The sequence below is a fragment of the Celeribacter naphthalenivorans genome, assembly GCF_020524585.1.
Taxonomy (GTDB): domain Bacteria; phylum Pseudomonadota; class Alphaproteobacteria; order Rhodobacterales; family Rhodobacteraceae; genus Celeribacter; species Celeribacter naphthalenivorans.
Genome location: NZ_JAIVLK010000004.1, coordinates 372,247 through 392,775 on the forward strand (window position 1 = coordinate 372,247; position 20,529 = coordinate 392,775).

Here is a 20,529-nt window from a genome sequence, read left to right on the forward strand (position 1 = left end):
CCGCGCTGCTCCGGCGCCAAAATAAAGATAGGAAACAGGATGTCTGACGTCGCCTCTCAGTTGACCACCGCGGACGGGCGCCCGCTCAAGGCCGCGCTGGCCTCGGCACAGGCCCGGGCCAAACGCCGCGCGTTTTTCCTTGTGCTGCCTTTGCTGCTGTTCATTTTGATCAGCTTTGCCGTGCCGATTGGCCAGATGCTGCAACGCTCGGTCTACAACGATCAGTTTTCCAAATCCGTTCCGGCACTCAGCCAGTGGTTCGCCGAGAACCCGAAAGGCACAGCGCCCGATGAGGCCGCCTTTGCCGCGCTGGCCTCCGATCTCGTGCTGATGAAAGAGACGCGGGCGGCGGGCGATGCGGGCACGCGGATCAACTATGTTGTCTCCGGCACGCGCTCGATGTTCACCAAGGCGGCCCGTGGTGCTGACAAACTTGAGCCGCCCTTTATGGAAGCCATGCTGGAGTTGGACGAGGACTGGGACAACCCGCTGGTCTGGAATGCGATGCGCTCTGCTGCCAGCCCCTGGACGTTCGATTTCTACACCATCGCTTTCGATCTTGAACGCGATGCAGACGGCAAACTTACCAAGGTCGACGAGACCCAGCGCATTTATTTCCGCCTGTTTATCAAGACCTTCCTGATCGCGGGCGTGATCACCGCAATCTGTCTGGTGCTGGCTTTCCCGATTGCGCATCTTTTGGCGACCCTGCCGATGGCCAAGGCCAACCTTCTGATGATCCTCGTGCTTTTGCCGTTCTGGACCTCGCTTTTGGTGCGGACCACGAGCTGGATCGTGCTGTTGCAGGGCCAAGGCGTGGTCAATGACATTCTCGTTGCACTTGGCATCATCGGCGACGATGGCCGCCTGCAGATGATCTACAACCAAACGGGCACGATCATTGCCATGGTGCACATCCTTCTGCCCTTCATGGTGCTGCCGCTCTATTCCGTAATGCGCGTCATTCCGGTGAGCTACACCCGGGCTGCGCGCTCTCTGGGGGCCACCAGCTGGACGACCTTCCGCCGCATCTACCTGCCGCAGACCATCCCCGGCATCGGCGCGGGCGTGCTCTTGGTCTTCATCCTCGCGGTCGGCTATTACATCACCCCCGCGCTTGTCGGGGGTGCGGATGGCCAGCTGTTCTCCAACATGGTGCAGTTCCACATGACCAAGGCCAACTGGTCCATGGCGGCGGCTCTGGCGACCATGCTTCTGGTGGGCGTCTTGGTGCTTTACTGGCTCTACGATCGCCTGATCGGCATCGACAAACTGAAACTCGGTTAAGGAGAGAGACTGATGGCCCTGCCAACCTACGCCTCCCCGCTCGAACGCGCCTGGCACTACGCCTATCTGGCGATCTGTGTCCTCGTGTTCGTCTTCCTGATCGCGCCGATCCTTGTGATCGTGCCGCTGTCCTTCAACGCGGAACCCTATTTTACCTATACCGAGAAGATGCTCAGCTTCGATCCCGAGGGCTACAGCCTGCGCTGGTATGACTCTCTGCTGACCTCCGGGATGCAGGCGGCCGAGGCCCTGCGCGATGGCGCATGGTGGTCCGATCTGTGGCACAATGCGGATTGGGTGAAAGCGGCGAAGAACTCCGTGATCATCGGCTTCTGGGCGACGATCCTCTCGACCGTGCTGGGCACGCTTGCGGCGCTGGGTTTGGCGCGTCCCGAAATGCCGTGGCGCCGGACGATCATGGCGATCCTGATCAGCCCGATGATCGTTCCGATCATCATCGTCGCGACCGGGATGTTCTTTTTCTACTCTAACCCCTGCGCCATCGTCGGCATGGAATGCGGGCGCCTGACCTCGACCTACACGGGCGTCATTCTGGCTCACGCGGCACTTGGCATTCCCTTCGTGATCATCACCGTGACGGCGACCATGTCGGGCTTTGACCAATCCCTGATCCGGGCCTCCGCGAGCCTTGGCGCCAACCCGCGCCGGACGTTCTTCAAAGTGGTGATGCCGCTCATCTTGCCGGGCGTGATCTCCGGCGGTCTCTTTGCCTTTGTCACCTCCTTTGACGAAGTCGTTGCCGTGCTCTTCATCGCGGGCCCCGATCAACAGACCATCCCGCGTCAAATGTGGAGCGGTATCCGCGAACAGATCAGCCCGGCGATCTTAGCCGTGGCGACGATCCTCGTGATCATCTCCATCGCGCTTTTGACCACGGTGGAAATCCTGCGCCGTCGGTCCGAACGGCTGCGCGGCGTGGCGGCGCATTAAGCCGACTTCGCCGGGCGATATTTGTCGCCAACTATGTTATACTATAGCTGCGCGCCCTTCCGCCTGGACGGGCGCGTTTGCGTTTGTGACGCAGATGTTCTGCGGTTTCGCCTCATTGCTCCGCGCGCGAGAGGGGCCTGCCGCGCTCTTCTGGTCGAACGCATGGGCCGTATTTGAGCGGTCCGTTTGCGGGCGGGCTGATCCGAGAGGACGGAGCAGCCTGTTCCTGAAACCGCACTGATATAGATATATTGGGAGGAAAATCATGAGTTCCAACAAAGGCGTCGTCTACATGGGCCCCGGCAAGGTCGAGGTCCAAAACATCGCAGATCCAGTGATGGCCGCCCCCAACGGGCGCAAGCTTGAACATGCGGTGATCCTGAAAGTGATCTCCACCAACATCTGTGGCTCCGACCAGCACATGGTCCGTGGCCGCACCACCGCGCCCGAAGGTCTCGTGCTGGGTCACGAAATCACCGGCGAAGTGATCGAAAAAGGCTCCGACGTCGAAATGCTGAACGTCGGCGACATCGTCTCCGTGCCGTTCAACGTCGCCTGTGGCCGTTGCCGTTGCTGTAAAGAACAGGACACCGGCGTCTGTCTCACCGTAAACCCGGAGCGTGCCGGCGGGGCCTATGGCTACGTCGACATGGGCGGCTGGGTCGGCGGTCAGGCGCGCTATGTCATGGTGCCCTACGCGGACTTCAACCTGCTGAAATTCCCGGACCGCGATCAGGCGATGGAGAAGATCACCGATCTCACCATGCTCTCCGACATTCTGCCCACCGGCTTCCACGGTGCGGTTCAGGCCGGTGTGGGCGTGGGCTCCGTGGTCTATGTCGCGGGCGCGGGTCCTGTCGGTCTGGCCGCTGCTGCCTCCGCGCAAATTCTGGGCGCCGCCATCGTGATGATCGGCGACTTCAACAAAGAGCGTCTGGATCACGCCGCCAAGATGGGCTTTGTCCCCGTCGATCTGACCCAAAGCGACCGTCTGGGCGACATGATCGCCGAGATCACCGGCAGCCCCGAAGTGGACGCCGCCATTGACGCCGTGGGCTTTGAGGCGCGCGGGCATTCGGGCGGTGAGCAACCGGCCATCGTGCTGAACCAAATGATGGACATCACCCGCGTGGCGGGCAGCATCGGCATTCCGGGCCTCTACGTGACCGAAGATCCGGGCGCGACAGACGAGGCCGCCAAAGTCGGTAGTCTGTCGCTGCGGTTCGGCCTCGGCTGGGCGAAGGCGCAGAGCTTCCACACGGGTCAGACCCCGGTTCTGAAGTACAACCGTCAGCTCATGCAGGCGATCCTGCACGGTCGTCTGCCGATCGCGGACATCGTGAACGCTCAGGTGATCTCGCTCGAGGATGCGGCGAAGGGCTATGAGGCCTTCGACCACGGCGCCGCGAAGAAATTCGTGCTCGACCCGCATGGCATGCTCAAGGCGAGCTGAGCCTGACAGCACCAGAAACAGAAAGGGCGGCCCAGTTGGCCGCCCTTTTTTGTAGTCTCAAACAAAGTGCCCTCAGCACTCCGGCAGGTTCACCGCGATCCCGCCCGTGGAGGTCTCTTTGTATTTGAGGTTCATGTCGCGCCCGGTTTCCAGCATCACTTGAATGCAGTTGTCGAGCGGCATGAAGTGCGTGCCATCGCCGCGCAGCGACAGCGACGCCGCCGACACAGCCTTGATCGCGCCAAGTGCGTTGCGTTCGATGCAGGGCACCTGAACCAGACCCGCAGCCGGGTCGCAGGTCATGCCGAGGTGGTGCTCCAAGGCGATCTCGGCAGCATTCTCCACCTGTTCGTTGGTCCCGCCCATCACTGCACAAAGCGCACCGGCGGCCATGGCGGCGGCGGAGCCCACTTCGCCCTGACAGCCGACTTCGGCGCCCGAAATCGACGCGTTGTGTTTGATCAGCCCGCCGATGGCGGCGGCGACCAAGAGGAAGTCCTTGAGCTTGGCGTCCGTCGCGCCCTGGCAATGCATGCGGTAGTAGCGCATCACCGCCGGCACCACGCCCGCCGCCCCGTTGGTGGGCGAAGTCACAACCCGGCCACCAGCCGCGTTTTCCTCGTTCACTGCCATGGCGTAGACACTCATCCAGTCGTTGGCGACGTGAGGGGCGGTGATGTTGAGACCCTGTTCGGCCTTGAGCGATTCATGAATGCCCTTGGCACGACGCTTGACCTTCAACCCGCCCGGCAGGATGCCGTCTTGGGACAGGCCGCGGTCGATGCATTCGTTCATCGTCTCGATCAGGCGGTCGAGTTTGGGTTCAAGATCGGGCCCATGCACCTTGCGCTCATTGGCGCGTTTCATTTCGGCGATGGATTTGCCGGACTCCAAACCCATGGCGAGCATCTCTTTCGCCGTGCCAAAGGGATAGGGGAAGTTCAGCGCCTCTTTTTCGTCATGGAGCGAGAGGCCGGTTTTGGAGGCTTCCAGCTCCTCATCGGTCATGATGAAGCCGCCACCGACCGAGTAATAGGTCTGGGCGTAGTAGATGTTGCCGTCCTTGTCATGGCCGCGCAGGATCATGCCGTTGGCGTGACCTTCAAGCGCCGGACCATAGTCGAACACGAGATCGACCTTCGGATCGAAATCCAGCTCCGGCAGGCCATCGAGGGCGATTTTCTTGTTGTCATAGACCGCTTGCTCCATCGCATCGGCCTGATCGAGATCGAGCGTGTCGGGCAGTTGGCCGCAGAGGCCAAGGATCACGGCACGGTCGGTGGCGTGGCCCTTGCCGGTAAACGCCAGCGAACCATAGAGCGTGGCGGTCAGGCGCGAGAGCGGGCCACAGCCCGGATATTTGCCCTTACCGGCGCGCAGGTCCTCGATAAAGCGGTGCGCGGCAACCATGGGCCCCATCGTATGCGACGAAGAGGGGCCGATGCCGATTTTGAAGACGTCGAAGACGGAGAGGAACATGGCGGTGCCCTTTTGCAAATGAGGGCCCGCGCGTAAAACGTCAGGCCCTTCAGATCAGAGATCGATTTGGTGTGCGGCCCCCCAAATATAAGGGAGGCCGCGACAGGATCAGGCGCCGTAGATCGGGTGATCGGCGCAGAGTTTTTTGACCTCGGCCAGCACTTCGGCTTCGACCGCGGCGTCGCCCTCGGGGTTCTCGGACAGGGCGTCGAGCACTTTGAGGATCAGCGAGCCGATCTGTTCGAACTCGGCCTCTTTGAAGCCACGGGTGGTGCCCGCAGAGGTGCCGAGACGGATGCCGGAGGTCACAAACGGTTTTTCCGGATCGTTCGGGATCGAGTTCTTGTTGCAGGTCAGACCCGCACGTTCGAGCGCGATCTCGGCCACTTTGCCGGTCACGCCTTTGGGGCGCAGATCGACGAGGACCATGTGACAATCGGTGCCACCGGAAACGATGCCCAGACCGCCGACTTTCAACACGTCCGCCAGAGCTTTCGCGTTCTCGATCACTTGGCCGGCGTAGTCGGAGAAGGACGGCTGAAGCGCCTCACCGAAAGCCACGGCTTTCGCGGCGATGACGTGCATCAGCGGGCCACCCTGGTTGCCCGGGAAGACGGCGGAGTTCAGTTTCTTGGCGATCGCTTCGTCGTTCGACAGGATCACGCCACCACGCGGACCACGGAGGGTTTTGTGGGTGGTGGAGGTGGTCACATGGGCGTGCGGCACCGGGTTCGGGTATTTGCCGCCCGCGATCAGACCGGCGTAGTGCGCCATGTCGACCATCAGGTAAGCACCCACTTCGTCGGCGATCTTGCGGAAGCCTTCGAAATCGATGACGCGCGGGTAGGCGGAGGCACCGGCCACGATCAGCTTCGGTTTGGTTTCGAGTGCCTTTTCGCGCACTTTTTCCATATCGATCAGGTGGGTCTCGGGGTCGACCTCATAGGAGACGACATCGAACCACTTGCCGGACATGGTCACCGGCGAGCCGTGGGTCAGGTGACCACCGTGGGCCAGCGAGAGACCCATGATGCGGTCGCCCGGCTCGAGCAGAGCGAGGAACACAGCCTGGTTGGCCTGTGCGCCGGAGTGCGGCTGCACGTTGGCATATTCAGCACCAAAGAGTTGCTTCAGGCGGTCGATGGCCACGGCCTCGACTTTGTCCACGAACTCACAGCCACCGTAGTAGCGCTTGCCGACATAGCCTTCGGCGTATTTGTTGGTCAGAACAGAGCCCTGAGCCGCCATCACGTCCGGGGACACGATGTTCTCGGAGGCGATCAGTTCGATCTGGGTCTGCTGACGCTCCAGTTCCTCGCCAATGGCGGAGGCGATGTCGGCGTCTGCGATCTCGTATTTTTGCAGGCGGTCAAACATGCGGATGATCCTTCAGGTTCAGGCGAGTTCGGCCGCGAGTTCTTTCGCGCCGGTCTCAAGGGTTGTGGCAAGGAAGGACGCGAAGCTGTTCCAGACATCCATGCGGAAGCTGGTCTCGGAATCGCGCCAGAGAACGACGGTGGCGCCGTCGAAAAGCATGCGGCGGGCCTGGCCCACTTTGATCGAGGAGATGTCACGGGGCGCGCCGATGCTCAGAAGCTCGGCGGCCTGCGGGCCCTCGATGGTGAGCGTCACTTCGCGCCCGGTGACCTCGGTCATCGAATGCGGCAGGGAGGGGTAGAGGGCGGCAAGCGCGTCCTCTACTTTTTCGATCTGCTCGAGCGAGACCAAAAGGGTCCACTCGTCCGGGCCGAGGCAGGCGACTTCGATGCCGTCTGCCTTGGCGCGGCCACCGATCTGGGTCGGAAGCGCGACGCCGATGGCTTTGCCGACGGCGGCAAGATCACCACCGTTTTCATTGGTCCGGGCACGCAAAGAGATGCGCCCGATCATTTGCGAGACGGCCACACGGGCAGCAGCGGTATCCACCACGACCGAGGGGGCCAGAGAAGAGATATGCTTGGACATGTCTGACCTCCGATCAGATTTTCAGGCGGCTGTTTTCAGGATCGTAGAACACGGTCCCGGTGATTTTCGCGGCGATGGTCCGGTCCGGCATCGGGATATAGACCGTTTCGCCCATCTTCGAGTGACCGCCCTCAATCACGGCCAGAGCGATCGGACGACCGGTCGTGCCTTGGTTGTAGGACGAGGTCACGTGACCGCGCATGGTCATCGGGATCGGCTGTTTCGGATCGAACACGATCTGAGCGCCTTCCTCGAGCCAGCTGTTGTCCTCGGTCAGAAGACCCACGAGCTGTTTGCGGTTCTCGGCCACCAGGTCCGGGCGTTTGAGGCCGCGCATCCCCACGAAATCGTCTTTCTTCTTGCCAACAGCCCAGTCCATGCCCGCATCCGCAGGGGTGACGGTGCCGTCGGTGTCCTGACCGACGATGATGTAGCCTTTTTCGGCGCGCAGAACGTGCATGGTCTCGGTGCCGTAGGGGGTGATGTCGTATTGCTGACCCGCCTCCCACAGTTTTTCCCAAAGGTCGCGACCGTAAGGTGCTGCCACGTTGATCTCGAAGCCGATCTCACCGGTGAAGCTCACGCGCCACAGACGGGCGGGGTAGCCCGCCACGGTGCAGTTCACGCAAGACATATGCGGGAAGGCCTCTTCGGTCAGCTCGATGCCTTCGACGAAGGGCGCGAGCAGTTTGGCGGCGTTCGGGCCATTGAGGGCAACGGTGGACCATTGCTCCGTGGTGGAGGTCAGCCAGACGTTGAGATCGGGCCATTCCGTTTGCAGGTAGTCTTCCATCATGTTCAGCACGCGCGCCGCGCCACCGGTGGTGGTGGTGACGTGGAAACGGTCTTCCTCGACGCGGGCGATCACGCCGTCGTCGCGGATGTAGCCGTCATCGCCCAAGAGCAGACCGTAGCGACATTTGCCCGGCGCAAGTTTCAGGAACGGGTTGGTGTACATACGGTTGACGAATTCGGCGGCGTCGGGGCCGACGACTTCGATCTTGCCCAGCGTGGAGGCGTCGAAGATGCCCACGGAGGCACGCGTTGCCGCACATTCGCGGGTCACGGCCTGATCCATGGTCTCGCCCGCTTTCGGGAAGTAACGCGCACGGCGCCACTGGCCCACGGGTTCGAACACGGCGCCTTTTTCTTCGGCCCAGCCGTCGATCTGCGTTTTGCGCACCACTTCGAAATGCTCACCGCGGTGATAGCCCGCGAAGGCCCCGAAGGTGGTCGGCGTGTAGGGCGGGCGGAAGGTCGTCAGACCGACCTGCGGTTGCTTTTTGCCCAGAGCGTCAGCGGCGATGTTGAGGCCGTTGATGTTGGACATCTTGCCTTGGTCCGTCGCCATGCCGTTGGTGGTGTAGCGTTTGACGTGCTCGATGGAGCGCATGCCTTCGCGCACGGCGAGACGCAGGTCTTTTGCGGTCACGTCGTTCTGGTAGTCGACAAAGGCTTTCGCCTTGCCCGGGCTGCGATCCGTCGGCAGTTCGCGCATCATGACGCCAGAGCCGGTGCGGTCGTCCGCCACGGTGTACTCGGTCGCGGTGGCTTCGACGCCGAGCTTGGCCAGAGCCTCGCCCACACGGGTCGCACCGTCACGAAGTGCTGCTTCGGTGCCCCAGAGGCCACGGGATGCGCCGGTGATCACGCAGTCTTCTGGCGTGTCTTTCGGCAAGAAGGTGGTGAGATCGTCGTCCCACGCAAGGCTGCCCTTAGTGTGGGAGAAGAGATGGAGGGACGGGGTCCAGCCACCGGACATCAGGAGCGCATCGCATTTGATCCACTGACCCGCGCCGACATTGGTGCCGGAGAGCGGGTTCACGCGGACATTGTTGACGCGCAGACGACCGCCGGTGGCCGTCACAGTGTGCGACAGTTTCACCGGAATGCCACGGGCACGGGCCTCGGCCTGAAGGTCCTGACGGACCTGCGCACGGGTGTCGACGATGGCCTGAACGTAAGCGCCAGCATCCTGAAGGTCGAAGGCGGCATACCAGGCGCTGTCATGCGAGGTGACGACGACGGGGCTGTTGCCGACCTTGACGCCGTAGCGGTTCAGGTAGGTCTGGGCAGAGCCCGCGAGCATCACGCCCGGACGGTCGTTGCCGTGGAACACCAGCGGTTTTTCCAGAGCACCCTGGGCCAGAACAACCTGTTTGGCACGCACACGCCACATCCGCTCGCGCGGGGTGTCGGCGGGAAGCGTCGGCAGGTGGTCGGTGAGTTTCTCGACCAGACCGATCAGGTTCTCGTGGTAGTAAGCGATCGCAGTGGTGCGGGTCATCAGCTTGACGCCAGCCGCTTTCAGATCCGCGAGCTCGTCCGAGAGCCAATCCCAGGAGGTCTTGCCTTCGATCTTGGCTTGCGGTTCCGACAGGATCGAGCCGCCCATTTCGGCGTTCTCATCGACGAGCACAACCGACAGACCCTTGCCAGCCGCTTCGCGTGCGGCGGCGATCCCGGCAGGACCGGCACCCACGATCAGAAGATCGCAGTAGAGGTTGCGCGAGGCATAGGTGTCCGGGTCGTGTTCGGTCGGGGAGACACCCAGACCGGCAGCGGCACGGATGAAGGGCTCATAGACCTTGTCCCAGAAGGAGCGCGGCCACATGAAGGTTTTATAGTAGAAACCGGCCGAGAACATCATGTAGGCGGCGTCGTTCACGGCGCCCACATCGAATTTCAGGCTCGGGAATTTGTTCTGGGAATTGGTCTCCAGACCTTCCCAGATTTCCTGCACGGTGGCGCGGGTGTTCGGCTCGAAACGGCCAGCGCCGCGACGGGTGCCGATCAGCGCGTTGGGCTCTTCAGAACCGGCGGCGATGGCGCCACGCGGGCGGTGGTATTTGAACGAACGGCCCATCAGGTGGACGCCATGCGACAGCAGGGCGGAGGCCACGGTGTCGCCTTTCAAACCGGTGTAGGGTTTGCCGTCAAAGGTGAAAACGATTGGCTTGGAGGCGTCGACGCGCCCTTTGCCACGTACGCGGTAAGTGCTCATTTGTTGTCTTCCTCCAGAAGCGTGGCGAGATCGGGACGCGGCTCACCGGCTTTGTAGGTGGTGTAGAAACGGTCGGTGATGGTGTTGCGGACCGCGTTGAAGAACCGGCCACAGCCGTGGACGTGGCGCCAGCGTTCGAAATGCGGGCCCTTGACGTTCTGACGCATGAACAGGAACTCCGCCCATTCTTCGTCGGTCTGTGCCGAAGGGCTCTCCGGACGGTCGATGTGGGCCTCGCCCGCATAGGCGAATTCCAGCTCCGGAAGCGTTTCGCCGCAATAAGGACAATGAATCTGGATCATGTCTTTGGTCTCCTTAGTGGGCCACAGCGGCAGCGGCGGCTTCGTCGATCAGGCGGCCGGTGCGGAAGCGGTCCAGCGTGAAGGGCGCGTTGATCGGGTGCGGTTCGTCTTTGGCAACGGTCCAGGCCAGCGTGTGGGCGGCGCCCGGCGTGGCTTTGAACCCGCCGGTGCCCCAGCCACAGTTGACATAGAGGTTCTGCACCGGGGTCTTGCCGACGATCGGCGAACGGTCCGGTGTGTTGTCGGTGATCCCGCCCCATTTGCGCAGCATCCGCATGCGGTTGAAGATCGGGAAGACTTCGGAGATCGCCGCAATCGTGTGTTCGATGAGCGGCAGGCCGCCGCGTTGCGAGTAGGACACATATTGGTCGGTGCCGGAGCCGATGACCAATTCGCCTTTGTCCGACTGGGAACAATAGGCGTGCACGGCGTTCGACATCACGACGCAGGGGAAGATCGGCTTGATCGGCTCGGACACGAGCGCCTGAAGCGGCATGGATTCGAGCGGCAGACGGACGCCTGCGGTTTCCATGACCATCGAGTTGTGACCCGAGGCGGACACGGCAACCTTCTTGGCTTTGATGAAACCCTTGTCGGTCTCGACGCCCGCAACGGAGCCATCGGGGTGACGACGGATCGCGGTGACGGCACAGTTCTGGATGATGTCCACACCACGTTCGGCGGCACCACGGGCGTAGCCCCAAGCCACGGCATCGTGGCGCGCGGTGCCGGCACGTTCCTGAAGCGCGCCGCCCATGACGGGGTAACGGGCATCCGGTGCGATGTTGACCGGCGGACAGAATTCTTTGCACTCTTCCGGGGTGAGCCAGCGGTTGTCGACGCCGTTCAGACGGTTGGCGTGGATGTGACGCTTAAAGCTCTGAACGTCATGCACCGTGTGGGCCAGCATCAAGCAGCCACGGTTCGAGTACATCACGTTGTAGTTCAGCTCCTGGCTCAGGTTCTGCCACAGATCCACCGAGTGATCGAACAGACGCGCGGATTCGTCGTAGAGGTAGTTCGAGCGGATGATCGTGGTGTTCCGGCCGGTGTTGCCGCCGCCGAGCCAACCTTTGTCGATCACGGCGACATTGGTGATGCCGTGCTCTTTGGCCAGATAGTAAGCCGCGCCAAGCCCGTGGCCGCCAGCACCGACGATGACCACGTCATACTCGGCTTTCGGCTGGCACTCCGGCCATTGCTCGGTCCAGTTTTTGTGCCCGGTCAGGGCGTTCTTAACAAGGTTAAGTGCATTGAAGCGTGTCATCGTGCAGGCTTTCTCTGTGAGAGAAGGAATTGGACGATGATCGCGTCTTAACGGGGCGAATAATCGGATATTTGCGCCACGCGTTATGAATGTATGCGTCATCGTCACGTTTTTGTTGCGTTGGTCAGAAGATCTTATCCTTTGCGGAGCCGATTGTCTGCATTTTGCATATTCTTTGGGCGTGAATTTTCCTTCTATGATTGATTTTTGGCGCATTTGCGCCGCGCCGCCTCACTTGATGCCCCTTTTTGCGGCTCAGCCAATGGAATCGCTTTGCCCTGTGGATTTCGGGGTGAATTTCGGGCGCAAAATGCGGGCTGTGCAGCTGCCGCATATGTCCTGTCGCAGGCGCAGCAATTTTCGCTCAGCGCTGACGCAGAATCTCGATGCCGACGTGATCCAAAGTGGCCCTGATCGGCGCCGAAGGTTTGAGCACGGTCACCCGTACCGAACGGATGGCGGCAAACCGGTCGAGAATTCCCTGCGCGATACGCTCTCCCAGCGTTTCGATCAGATCGAACGGCCCGCTGTCACAGGTCTTTTGCGCCAGCTGGCACAGCGCATCATAACAGACCGTCAGCCCATAGTCATCCGCTTGACCCGCAGGTGCAAGGTCGATGTCACAGGACAGGTCGATATAAAACCTCTGACCGAGACGCTTTTCTTCGGGCATGACGCCGTGAAAGCCGTAGAGGCAGAGATTGCTGATGAAAATGCGGTCGGACATGTGGGGCTCATGGATCGGACGGAAGGGAAGGATGGAGGGGCTATAAAAAACGCCGCCAGAGGGCGAACCATCCGGCGGCGAAAGGGAAGGGCAGGGGATGCCCTCGGACGTTAGCGAGGCTCAGAGGCCAGACCGCGCCAGATCGCGACACACATGACCAGAAGGACCACGGTGAAGGGCAGGCCGGTCGAGATGACCATGGACTGCAGCGAGCTCAGCCCCCCTGCGGAGAGCAGAAGCACGATGGCCACCACGCCTTCGAACAGGCACCAGAACACGCGCTGCGGCACCGGCGCGTCGACTTTACCGCCAGCGGCGATGGTGTCGATCACGAGCGAGCCGGAGTCAGACGAGGTCACGAAGAAGACGATGACCAGAATGATCCCGATGAAGGAGGTGATCGCCGTCCAGGGCATGGCGTCCAGCATGGTGAAGAGCTGAAGCGGCAGGGGGGCTTCGGTCACGGCCATGTAGCCATCACGCACCACCTGGTTGATCGCGGCGCCACCGAAGACGGACATCCAGAGCACACAGACCAGCGATGGTACGAGCAGCACGGAGATGATGAACTCGCGCACGGTGCGACCACGGGAGACGCGGGCGATGAACATGCCGACGAACGGTGACCAGGAAATCCACCAGGCCCAGTAGAAGGAGGTCCAGCCTTGGGCAAAGTTCACGTCGTCACGACCGATCGGGCTCGAGAGTTCCGGCAGGTACTGAAGGTAAGCGCCGAGGAAGCTGAGCATATCGGTGGTCAAGAGGACGGTCGGACCGGCGATGAGCACGAAGGCCCAGAGCAGGAAGGCGACGCCCATGTTGATCTCGGACAAGAGTTTCACACCGGCTTCGAGGCCACGGATCACGGAGAACAGAGCGATCGCGGTGATGCCACAGATCAGGATCACCTGCGAGGTGTCGCTGATCGGCATGCCGAAGAGCTTGTTGAAGCCGGAGTTGGCCTGAGCGGCCCCGAGACCCAGCGAGGTGGCGAGACCGAAGAGGGTCGCGAACACGGCGAGGATGTCGATGATGTGACCCGGCCAGCCCCAAACGCGTTCACCGAAGATCGGGTAGAAGGCGGAGCGGATGGTGAGCGGAAGGCCCTTGTTGTAGGAGAAAAGCGCGAGGCTCAGCGCCACGATGGCATAGATCGCCCAAGGATGCAGACCCCAGTGGAAGATCGAGGCCGCCATGCCGAGACGCACGGCTTCGGCTTCGTTGCCGCCCGCAGCACCCAGCGGCGCCCAGTCGGTGCGCACGCCGTCTTCGCCAACGGAAATCCCGCCCAGAGAGGACGAGAAGTGGCTCAGAGGTTCGGACACGCCGTAGAACATCAGGCCGATGCCCATACCGGCGGCAAAGAGCATCGCGAACCAGCTGGTGTAGGTGAAGTCGGGTTTGGCATCTTTGCCGCCCAGGCGAATTTTGCCGTAGGGGCTGATGACGATGAGAAGACAGACGATGACGAAAATGTCTGCCGCACCGAGGAAGAACCAGTCGAACCCTTTCGTGACGAAAGAGAACATGGCGCTAAACGTATTGCCGGCCACTTCGGGCAACAGCAGGGTGAAAATCACAAAGGCGATGACGGCGATTGCAGAGACCGGGAACACCGGTTTGTGCAGGTCGAACCCAAACGGACCAAAGGTCCCTTCGATGTTGTCTTGGCCAATATCGTAATCTGTGTCGATGACACTTTCCGGTGGCGCCTCATAGGACGTCGGATCCGGATCTTTCTGGTCAGTCATGGATATCCCTCCAATGTTAATTTCGCGGATTTTGTCCGTATTCAGGCCTCTTTGTGGGCCCTTAGGCACAGCCATGCCGTTCGCGCAAAACGCGTTGCCTGCGAGAAGGGCATGGCTGGGGGCGAGGTCTTAGAGTTCGACCTCGACATCTGTAAGCGGCGTGGAGCAACAGATCAGGATTTTGCCCTGATCGATCTCGCGTTTGCGAATGCCCCCACCGTGTTGCATATCGACTTCACCGGAGATCAGTTTCGATTTGCAGGTGCCGCAGATGCCGCGCTGACACGATGACATCGGCAGCAGGCCAGCCTCTTTGGCGGCGGTCAGAATGGTCATGCCGGGGCTGACCTCGACCACATGACCGGTTTTCGGAAAGCTCACGCGGAAGGTGTCGCCGCTGATCTCAGGCGCGGATGTCGGCTCCTCGATGGTGCCGGCGGTTTCTGCCCCGAAGTCAAAGCTTTCTTCAAAATAGTGGTCCATATTGAACCCGCCCTCGCGCAACATGTCGCGCACGCCTTCCATGAAACGCGCAGGGCCACAGCAGAACACTTTGCGGTCCTTGTAGTCCGGGGACATCATGGCGAGCATCTGGAGGTTCAGGCGTCCGACGTATCCGCTCCAGGCGTGGCTGGCAGAGGTGGTGTCAACCGTCATCGCCAATTTCAGGGTCGGGTTCTGCATCGCCAGAAGCTCAAGCTCCTTGCGGAAAATCAGATCCGCAGGGGTTCGGGCCGCGTGGACGAAATGCAGGTCATGGGGTTCCGACAAATCGCAGGCCGTGCGGGTCATCGACATCATGGGCGTGATGCCGCTGCCGGCAGAGATGAACAAAAGTTTCTCTTCCGCATTGGCGTCGGTGGTGAAATCCCCCGACGGGCCAATCACGTTCAGCTCTTTGCCCGGCAACATGTTGTCATGCAGCCAGTTGGAGCCCGGGCCGCCCGGGACGCGTTTCACCGTGATCTCGATCCGGTAAGGTCGCGCCGCCGAGGCGGAAATCGTGTAGCTGCGCGTGACCATGCCGTCGACCGGCAGTTCAAAGGTCATGTGCTGTCCCGGATAGAACCGGAAGTCCCGCGGTTCACGTGCCGAGAACACGAAGGTCTTCACGTCATGCGTTTCCTGCCGGACCTGGCGGCAGACGAGTGTGTCGTCTACCTCCGGGTCCCACAGAGGAACGCCTGTTGCTTCGGTCAGCTTTTCGTTGGCCGGTGCAGTCATTCAGCAGCTACCTTTTGGGTTTCAGCTTTGGCGAAATGGTCTTTCAGGCGATCAATGTACCAGGCTGCAAAGGATTCCACATGCGGCTCGGTGTAGGGCGAGTACGGACCAGGTTGGTAACCGGTCATTTGAGCGCCCATTTGTGCCAGACGGACCAGATCGGCGTCTTGCTGGTTGGTGTAGGTCCAGACCTGGGTGAGGTTGTCGAGGTTGTAATCCTCGCCTTCGATCGCGTCCTTATGCACCAGCCAGGTGGTGCGCACCATGGTGCGGCCCGGGGAGAGCGGCAGCACGGAGAAGGTCACGATATGGTCGGACATGAAGTGGTGCCAGGAGTTCGGGTGGGTCCAAAAGCTCAGACCGCCGAGTTTGGCGCCGGTGGTTTCACGGCTGAAGTTGCCGAGAAGTTTCTTACAGGCCACTTTCGTGTCCACGGTGTGGCTTTCGCCTTCCCACATCAGCGGCAGGCGCATGGTGCGGAACCCGGTGACGTCGGAGAGGTGCTGCTGCTCGGAAGAGGGCAGGCCGCAGGACACCCAGCGGGCGTGGCTCTCTTCGACTTCTTTTTCGTATTTGGCAACGTCATCGGAGCGGCGCTCGTCGAGCTCGTCCGGGGAGAAGCCAAAGCCGAACTCGGAGAGCGGCACGGTCAGCTGCGGGTGGTTGCCTTCGCAGTGGTAGCACTCGCGGTTGTTTTCGAGCGTCAGCTTCCAGTTGCCTTCTTCGACCAGCTCGGACTGGAACGCCACTTTGGTGTTCTTGATGTCATGCGGCGCGATGTAGGGCGACATGATCTCGTCCATCTTGTCGATGTCGGCGGGCGCATCTTTCGCGAGACAGATGAAGATCAAACCAGCGATCGAGCGGACGTGCACGGTGCGCAGGTTGTGGCAGTTCTTTTTGAAATCCTTGCCCATGTGTTCGGCCAGGATCAATTCGCCATCTTCGTTGTAGGTCCAGCCGTGGTAGCGGCAGACGATGTTGCCGATGGTGGTGGATTTCTCGTCCACCAGCTTGGCGCCACGGTGACGGCAGACGTTGTGGAAGCCACGAATCTCTTCGTCGTCGCCACGCAGAAGCAGCACGGAGACCGGGCCGATCTCGACGGTGATACAGTCGCCCGGTTCGGGCAGTTCCGGCTCAGTACCCACGAAAATCCAATGGTTGCCGAAGATCACCTCGATATCGAGGTCGAGCACGTCCTGAGACGTGTAGAACGGGGCTTCCAAGCTTTTAAAAGCTTCGCGACGTTCGACGAGGGCGGGGATGTTAACGGAGTCACGCATGTTGATGTACCTCGGCTACTGCGTGTTGGCGGGGGAAGGGGACCGCATGAAGGGGTGTGCGTTGCGAGGCGGAAAACCGCAGCCAGTCCATCGTACCGCAAGCTGGCGCAGTACGAAAGCCCCGCTCTGGCGAGCAGAGCTGTGTCATCCGCGGAAACGCGCATGACCCGCGGCGTGCGCGGGGGTTGGCAAGGGTTGTCGATCGCACCCTAAGTCTCCCTGTTTTAACGGCGGCAGGTAACCTGCTCTTGGGGTCACCCTCAATTGATAGGGCGATCCGGAGATCATTTGAAAATGCGCAAAAAGCGGGGAGAAGTGGTAAGTCAAATTGCCGGTACGATTGCGACAGGTCTCCCTGAGGTCGCAATCTTCTATGGGTTAACTCTTTTTATTATGCCTGAGAAATGTGCGAACTGACAAGCGTCAGGACGTCGCGGCCCTGGCGCGACGCTGTCCGAAGGGCGGACAATTGTGCAAAAACACGTATACAGAGAATCAGATGCGTTACATTTCTGTCGCGAGGTGGCGGCTTGCGCTGTGCGACAACGCCCATCTAGGCGGGCAAAGATTTACGCCAGATAAATCCGGATGCGCAGGGAGGCATTGTGAAGGTGACGCGCCGCGGCCTCTGCCGCTGCGTCCTCGTCGCCGTCTTCGAGCGCCTTGAAGATGGCCTTATGCTCATCCTGCACCGCATCCAGCAGCTCGGCATGGTTGGTCTTGGTGTTGCTGCGGGCCTGTCGAATGATATTGCGCGCGCTGGCCTCGAGGTGCTGGCAGAGCGAGATGAAATGTTGGTTGTGGGTGGCTTCGACGATGGCTTGATGGAACTGATAGTCCTCTTCATCGCCCAGGCGGTCGCTGGCGATGGCATATTCCATGCCAATCAGCGCGCGTTTGATCTTTTTCAAATCTTCGGCGGTGCGGCGTTTCGCGGCGATGCGCGTGGCGGCCACTTCGATGGTGACGAGCAATTCCATCGCCTCTTCGAGCCGTCCGAGATCGGAAACCGAAAAGTTCTGAAACCGAAAGGCATTGGTCGAATCGCGTTGGGTGACATAGACGCCGCTGCCCGCGCGTGCTGCGACGAGGCCGTCGGACTTGAGCTGCGACAAGGCCTCGCGTACGACGGCGCGGCTGACGGCATATTGTGTGCACAGATCGCGCTCAGAGGGGAGACGGTCGCCAACGGACAAAGCGCCAGAGGCAATTTTTGCGCTCAGGTCCTGTGCGATCTCGTCGGGCAGATGCCCGTTGCGTGACCCGGTGCCATTGCGCGATTGATCGTGAGTGAGTCGACTAGATACAGACATTTTTTCCCCTTTGTGGCGATATGATAGCTCACTGGTCTGACAGGTTAAAGAAAAAATTATCAATTAAATTCAATATTTTGTTCCGTGAATTTCGATATTTCACAGGATTTTTTGCGCCTCAAAAAATTGGTCAGTTAGGTTGTTGACTGGTAAGACCATTTTGTGTCATCACATGAAAAGACCGAAGGGGTGGAGGATCTCTTCGCATTAGATATGTCAGGGAGGACAGTATGGGATTCCAGAAATTCGCACGCGGTACGGCAGCTATGGCGCTTGTCATGGGGGCGGCCACGGCCGCACAGGCAGAGCCTTTGAAGATCGCTCTCGTGGAGACCCTGTCGGGTCCGCAGGCCTCGACCGGTTTGCTGTATCGCGACGCTGTGAAATATCAGATCGGCAAGATCAACGAAGCGGGCGGGTTCGGCGGTGAGCCGATCGAGCTGCTCGAATTCGACAACCAAGGTGGCCCGGTGGGCGCCGCCGACCGCGTCCGCGCCGCAATTTCCGAAGGCGCGACCGTGATCCTTCAGGGCTCGTCGTCCGCCGTGGCCGGTCAGGTGACCGAGGATGTGCGCAAATACAACCTGCGCAACGCCGGGAACGAAGTGATCTACATCAACCTGGGCGGCGAGGCGATGGAGCTGACCGGCTCCAAGTGTCACTACTACCACTTCCGCACCAGCCCGAACGCCGCGATCCGCGTCAACACTCTGCTCGACGGCATGAAAGAGGCTGACGTGCTGGGCGATAATGTCTACGCGATGAACCAGAACTACTCCTGGGGTGTCGACGTGCAGGACAACACCGTCGCTGCCGCTGATCGTCTTGGCTTTACCGTGGTGGAGCAGACGCTGCATGACGTGAACAAGATTCAGGACTTCTCGCCCTATGTGCAGCGCATTCAAGCCGCCGATGCCGATACGGTGATCACCGGCAACTGGTCCAATGACCTGCTGCTTTTGATGAAAGCCGCAAGCGGCGCCGGGATTGACGCGCGTTTCGGCACGGCCTTCCTCGATCAGCCGGGCAACATCGGCAACGCCGGGGCCGTGGCCGAGGGACATTTCCTCTCCGCGCCCTTCAACCCGGAAGTGAACCCGGAAGAAACCGCGCCCTTCATGGAAGACTACAAATCCGTGACCGGCCACTACCCGAGCTATGTCGAACCCGCGACCGTGTTTGGCATGATGCTTTTGCAAGAAGCGCTCAAAGAGGTGGAACCGACCGAGAACGGGTTGAACGCCGCCGATCTGGCCGTCGCTCTTGAAAACGCCACCGCCGAGACGCCGATGGGCACCATCTCCATGCGTGGCGCGGATCACCAGGCGATCCTGCCGATGATCGTCCAAGAAGTCAGCTTGGATGCCCAGTATAAAGCCGATGACACCGAATACGGCTTTGTTCCGATCAAGGTGATTTCCGCCGCAGATGCGGAACAGCCGGTGCAGGACAGCTGCCAAATGAAACGTCCGGGCTAAGCCTCGGACACGTCCCTAACACACGAAAAGCCTGTCGTGATCGGGGCCCTCGGGCCTCGGTCATGGCACAGCTCACCCGATGCCTACGGAGGTCAGTGTGGACCAGATACTCTTTGCTTTGCTCAACGGCACCATTTACGGGCTTTTGCTCTTTATGGTTTCCGCCGGTTTGACACTTATCTTTGGGATGATGGGGGTTTTGAACTTTGCCCACGCATCCTTTTACATGTTGGGCGCCTATTTCGCCTATACGCTTCAGCCCCTGACCGGGTTCTGGCTGGCGATCATTCTGGCCCCGATCCTTGTGATGGGTGTCGGCATTCTGGTCGAACGTTTCATCCTGCGCCATGTGCACGAACACGGCCATGCGCATGAATTGCTTGTGACTTTTGGTCTGTCGGTGGTGATCGCCGAGATGATCAAGATGGTCTACGGCAAATTCGCGGTCGACTACCGCGTGCCGGCTGAGCTGAACTTTGCGGCCTTCTCTTTGTCGGGCATCGACTATCCGTTCTATCGCCTGTTCATGGGCGGCATCGCCGTCGTCATGTTCATCGCGATCTATCTCTTGCTGACGAAAACCCGTGTGGGCATCGTCGTGCGCTCCGCCATTTACCGCCCGCAGATGGTCGAGGCGCTGGGCCATAACGTCCCCATGGTCTTCATGGGCGTCTTTGGCATCGGTGCGGCTCTGGCGGGTCTTGCGGGCGCTGTCGCTGGCGCCTTCTACACCACCAATCCCAACATGGCTCTGGAGCTTGGTGTCATGGTCTTCGTGGTCGTCGTGGTCGGCGGGCTTGGCTCCATGGGCGGCGCGATGGCGGCCTCGCTGTTGATCGGCATCACCAACTCGCTCGCGGTCGGCAGCGATTTCCGTATCGCGGATATTCTGATCCTCATCGGCATGGGCGGTTGGGCCGAGGAGATCGGCGGGCTCTTGACCATGCGCATGTCCAGCCTCGCCGCCACCCTGCCGTTCTTCATCATGCTTCTGGTGCTGGTGCTGCGCCCCTCCGGGCTGATGGGCGAGAAGGAATAAGAC

Annotated in this window: 16 protein-coding genes; 5 read left to right on the forward strand and 11 right to left on the reverse strand. The window is 60.7% G+C overall.

The window, feature by feature from the left end:
* The first annotated feature begins 39 nt into the window (after window positions 1–39).
* The 3 genes from LC094_RS11200 (at window position 40) to fdhA (ending at window position 3,691) form a co-directional block, all read left to right on the forward strand.
* The gene (locus LC094_RS11200) at window positions 40–1,287 is read left to right on the forward strand and encodes an ABC transporter permease (RefSeq protein ID WP_219786371.1); all 1,248 of its coding nucleotides are present in this window, start codon (window positions 40–42) and stop codon (window positions 1,285–1,287) included.
* 12 nt (window positions 1,288–1,299) lie between these two features.
* Window positions 1,300–2,238 (forward strand): ABC transporter permease, encoded by a 939-nt coding sequence (locus LC094_RS11205; RefSeq protein WP_226552875.1) that lies wholly within the window; start codon window positions 1,300–1,302, stop codon window positions 2,236–2,238.
* A 265-nt stretch (window positions 2,239–2,503) separates the two neighbouring features.
* Window positions 2,504–3,691 carry a formaldehyde dehydrogenase, glutathione-independent gene (gene fdhA / locus LC094_RS11210; protein ID WP_226552876.1) on the forward strand — a complete coding sequence of 396 codons (1,188 nt, stop codon included), beginning with the start codon at window positions 2,504–2,506 and terminating at the stop codon, window positions 3,689–3,691.
* Window positions 3,692–3,763: 72 nt separating this feature from the next.
* On the opposite strand, the gene LC094_RS11215 is transcribed toward fdhA, so the two are convergent.
* From LC094_RS11215 to LC094_RS11265, 11 genes are all read right to left on the reverse strand, one after another.
* Window positions 3,764–5,170 (reverse strand): L-serine ammonia-lyase, encoded by a 1,407-nt coding sequence (locus LC094_RS11215; RefSeq protein ID WP_226552877.1) that lies wholly within the window; start codon window positions 5,168–5,170, stop codon window positions 3,764–3,766.
* Window positions 5,171–5,278: 108 nt separating this feature from the next.
* The gene (glyA, locus tag LC094_RS11220) at window positions 5,279–6,547 is read right to left on the reverse strand and encodes a serine hydroxymethyltransferase (protein ID WP_226552878.1); all 1,269 of its coding nucleotides are present in this window, start codon (window positions 6,545–6,547) and stop codon (window positions 5,279–5,281) included.
* A gap of 18 nt (window positions 6,548–6,565) precedes the next feature.
* Window positions 6,566–7,135: a sarcosine oxidase subunit gamma gene (locus tag LC094_RS11225; RefSeq protein ID WP_226552879.1), complete on the reverse strand. Its 570-nt coding sequence runs from the start codon at window positions 7,133–7,135 to the stop codon at window positions 6,566–6,568.
* A 13-nt stretch (window positions 7,136–7,148) separates the two neighbouring features.
* A complete protein-coding gene (locus tag LC094_RS11230) occupies window positions 7,149–10,139 on the reverse strand; it encodes a sarcosine oxidase subunit alpha (RefSeq protein ID WP_226552880.1) in 2,991 nt (996 codons plus the stop codon).
* Window positions 10,136–10,441, reverse strand: a complete 306-nt coding sequence (locus tag LC094_RS11235; RefSeq protein ID WP_226552881.1) for a sarcosine oxidase subunit delta — start codon at window positions 10,439–10,441, stop codon at window positions 10,136–10,138. The genes LC094_RS11230 and LC094_RS11235 overlap by 4 nt, the downstream gene beginning before the upstream one ends.
* Before the next feature lie 13 nt (window positions 10,442–10,454).
* Window positions 10,455–11,708, reverse strand: coding sequence for a sarcosine oxidase subunit beta family protein (locus LC094_RS11240; RefSeq protein WP_226552882.1), 1,254 nt, complete (start codon window positions 11,706–11,708; stop codon window positions 10,455–10,457).
* A gap of 364 nt (window positions 11,709–12,072) precedes the next feature.
* On the reverse strand, window positions 12,073–12,435 hold the full coding sequence (gene folB, locus LC094_RS11245; protein WP_226552883.1) for a dihydroneopterin aldolase: 363 nt from the start codon (window positions 12,433–12,435) through the stop codon (window positions 12,073–12,075).
* Between the two features lie 110 nt (window positions 12,436–12,545).
* On the reverse strand, window positions 12,546–14,186 hold the full coding sequence (locus LC094_RS11250) for a BCCT family transporter (protein WP_226552884.1): 1,641 nt from the start codon (window positions 14,184–14,186) through the stop codon (window positions 12,546–12,548).
* A gap of 129 nt (window positions 14,187–14,315) precedes the next feature.
* Window positions 14,316–15,410, reverse strand: coding sequence for a hybrid-cluster NAD(P)-dependent oxidoreductase (locus tag LC094_RS11255; RefSeq protein WP_226552885.1), 1,095 nt, complete (start codon window positions 15,408–15,410; stop codon window positions 14,316–14,318).
* The gene (locus tag LC094_RS11260) at window positions 15,407–16,696 is read right to left on the reverse strand and encodes an aromatic ring-hydroxylating oxygenase subunit alpha (RefSeq protein ID WP_226552886.1); all 1,290 of its coding nucleotides are present in this window, start codon (window positions 16,694–16,696) and stop codon (window positions 15,407–15,409) included. The genes LC094_RS11255 and LC094_RS11260 overlap by 4 nt, the downstream gene beginning before the upstream one ends.
* A gap of 569 nt (window positions 16,697–17,265) precedes the next feature.
* The gene (locus LC094_RS11265) at window positions 17,266–18,009 is read right to left on the reverse strand and encodes a FadR/GntR family transcriptional regulator (RefSeq protein ID WP_226552887.1); all 744 of its coding nucleotides are present in this window, start codon (window positions 18,007–18,009) and stop codon (window positions 17,266–17,268) included.
* 230 nt (window positions 18,010–18,239) lie between these two features.
* Between LC094_RS11265 and LC094_RS11270 the strand changes: the two genes are divergently transcribed.
* Together LC094_RS11270 and LC094_RS11275 are read left to right on the forward strand one after the other, a co-directional pair.
* Window positions 18,240–19,487: a branched-chain amino acid ABC transporter substrate-binding protein gene (locus LC094_RS11270; protein WP_226552888.1), complete on the forward strand. Its 1,248-nt coding sequence runs from the start codon at window positions 18,240–18,242 to the stop codon at window positions 19,485–19,487.
* A 97-nt stretch (window positions 19,488–19,584) separates the two neighbouring features.
* On the forward strand, window positions 19,585–20,526 hold the full coding sequence (locus LC094_RS11275; RefSeq protein ID WP_096805271.1) for a branched-chain amino acid ABC transporter permease: 942 nt from the start codon (window positions 19,585–19,587) through the stop codon (window positions 20,524–20,526).
* The last annotated feature ends 3 nt before the right edge of the window (window positions 20,527–20,529 follow it).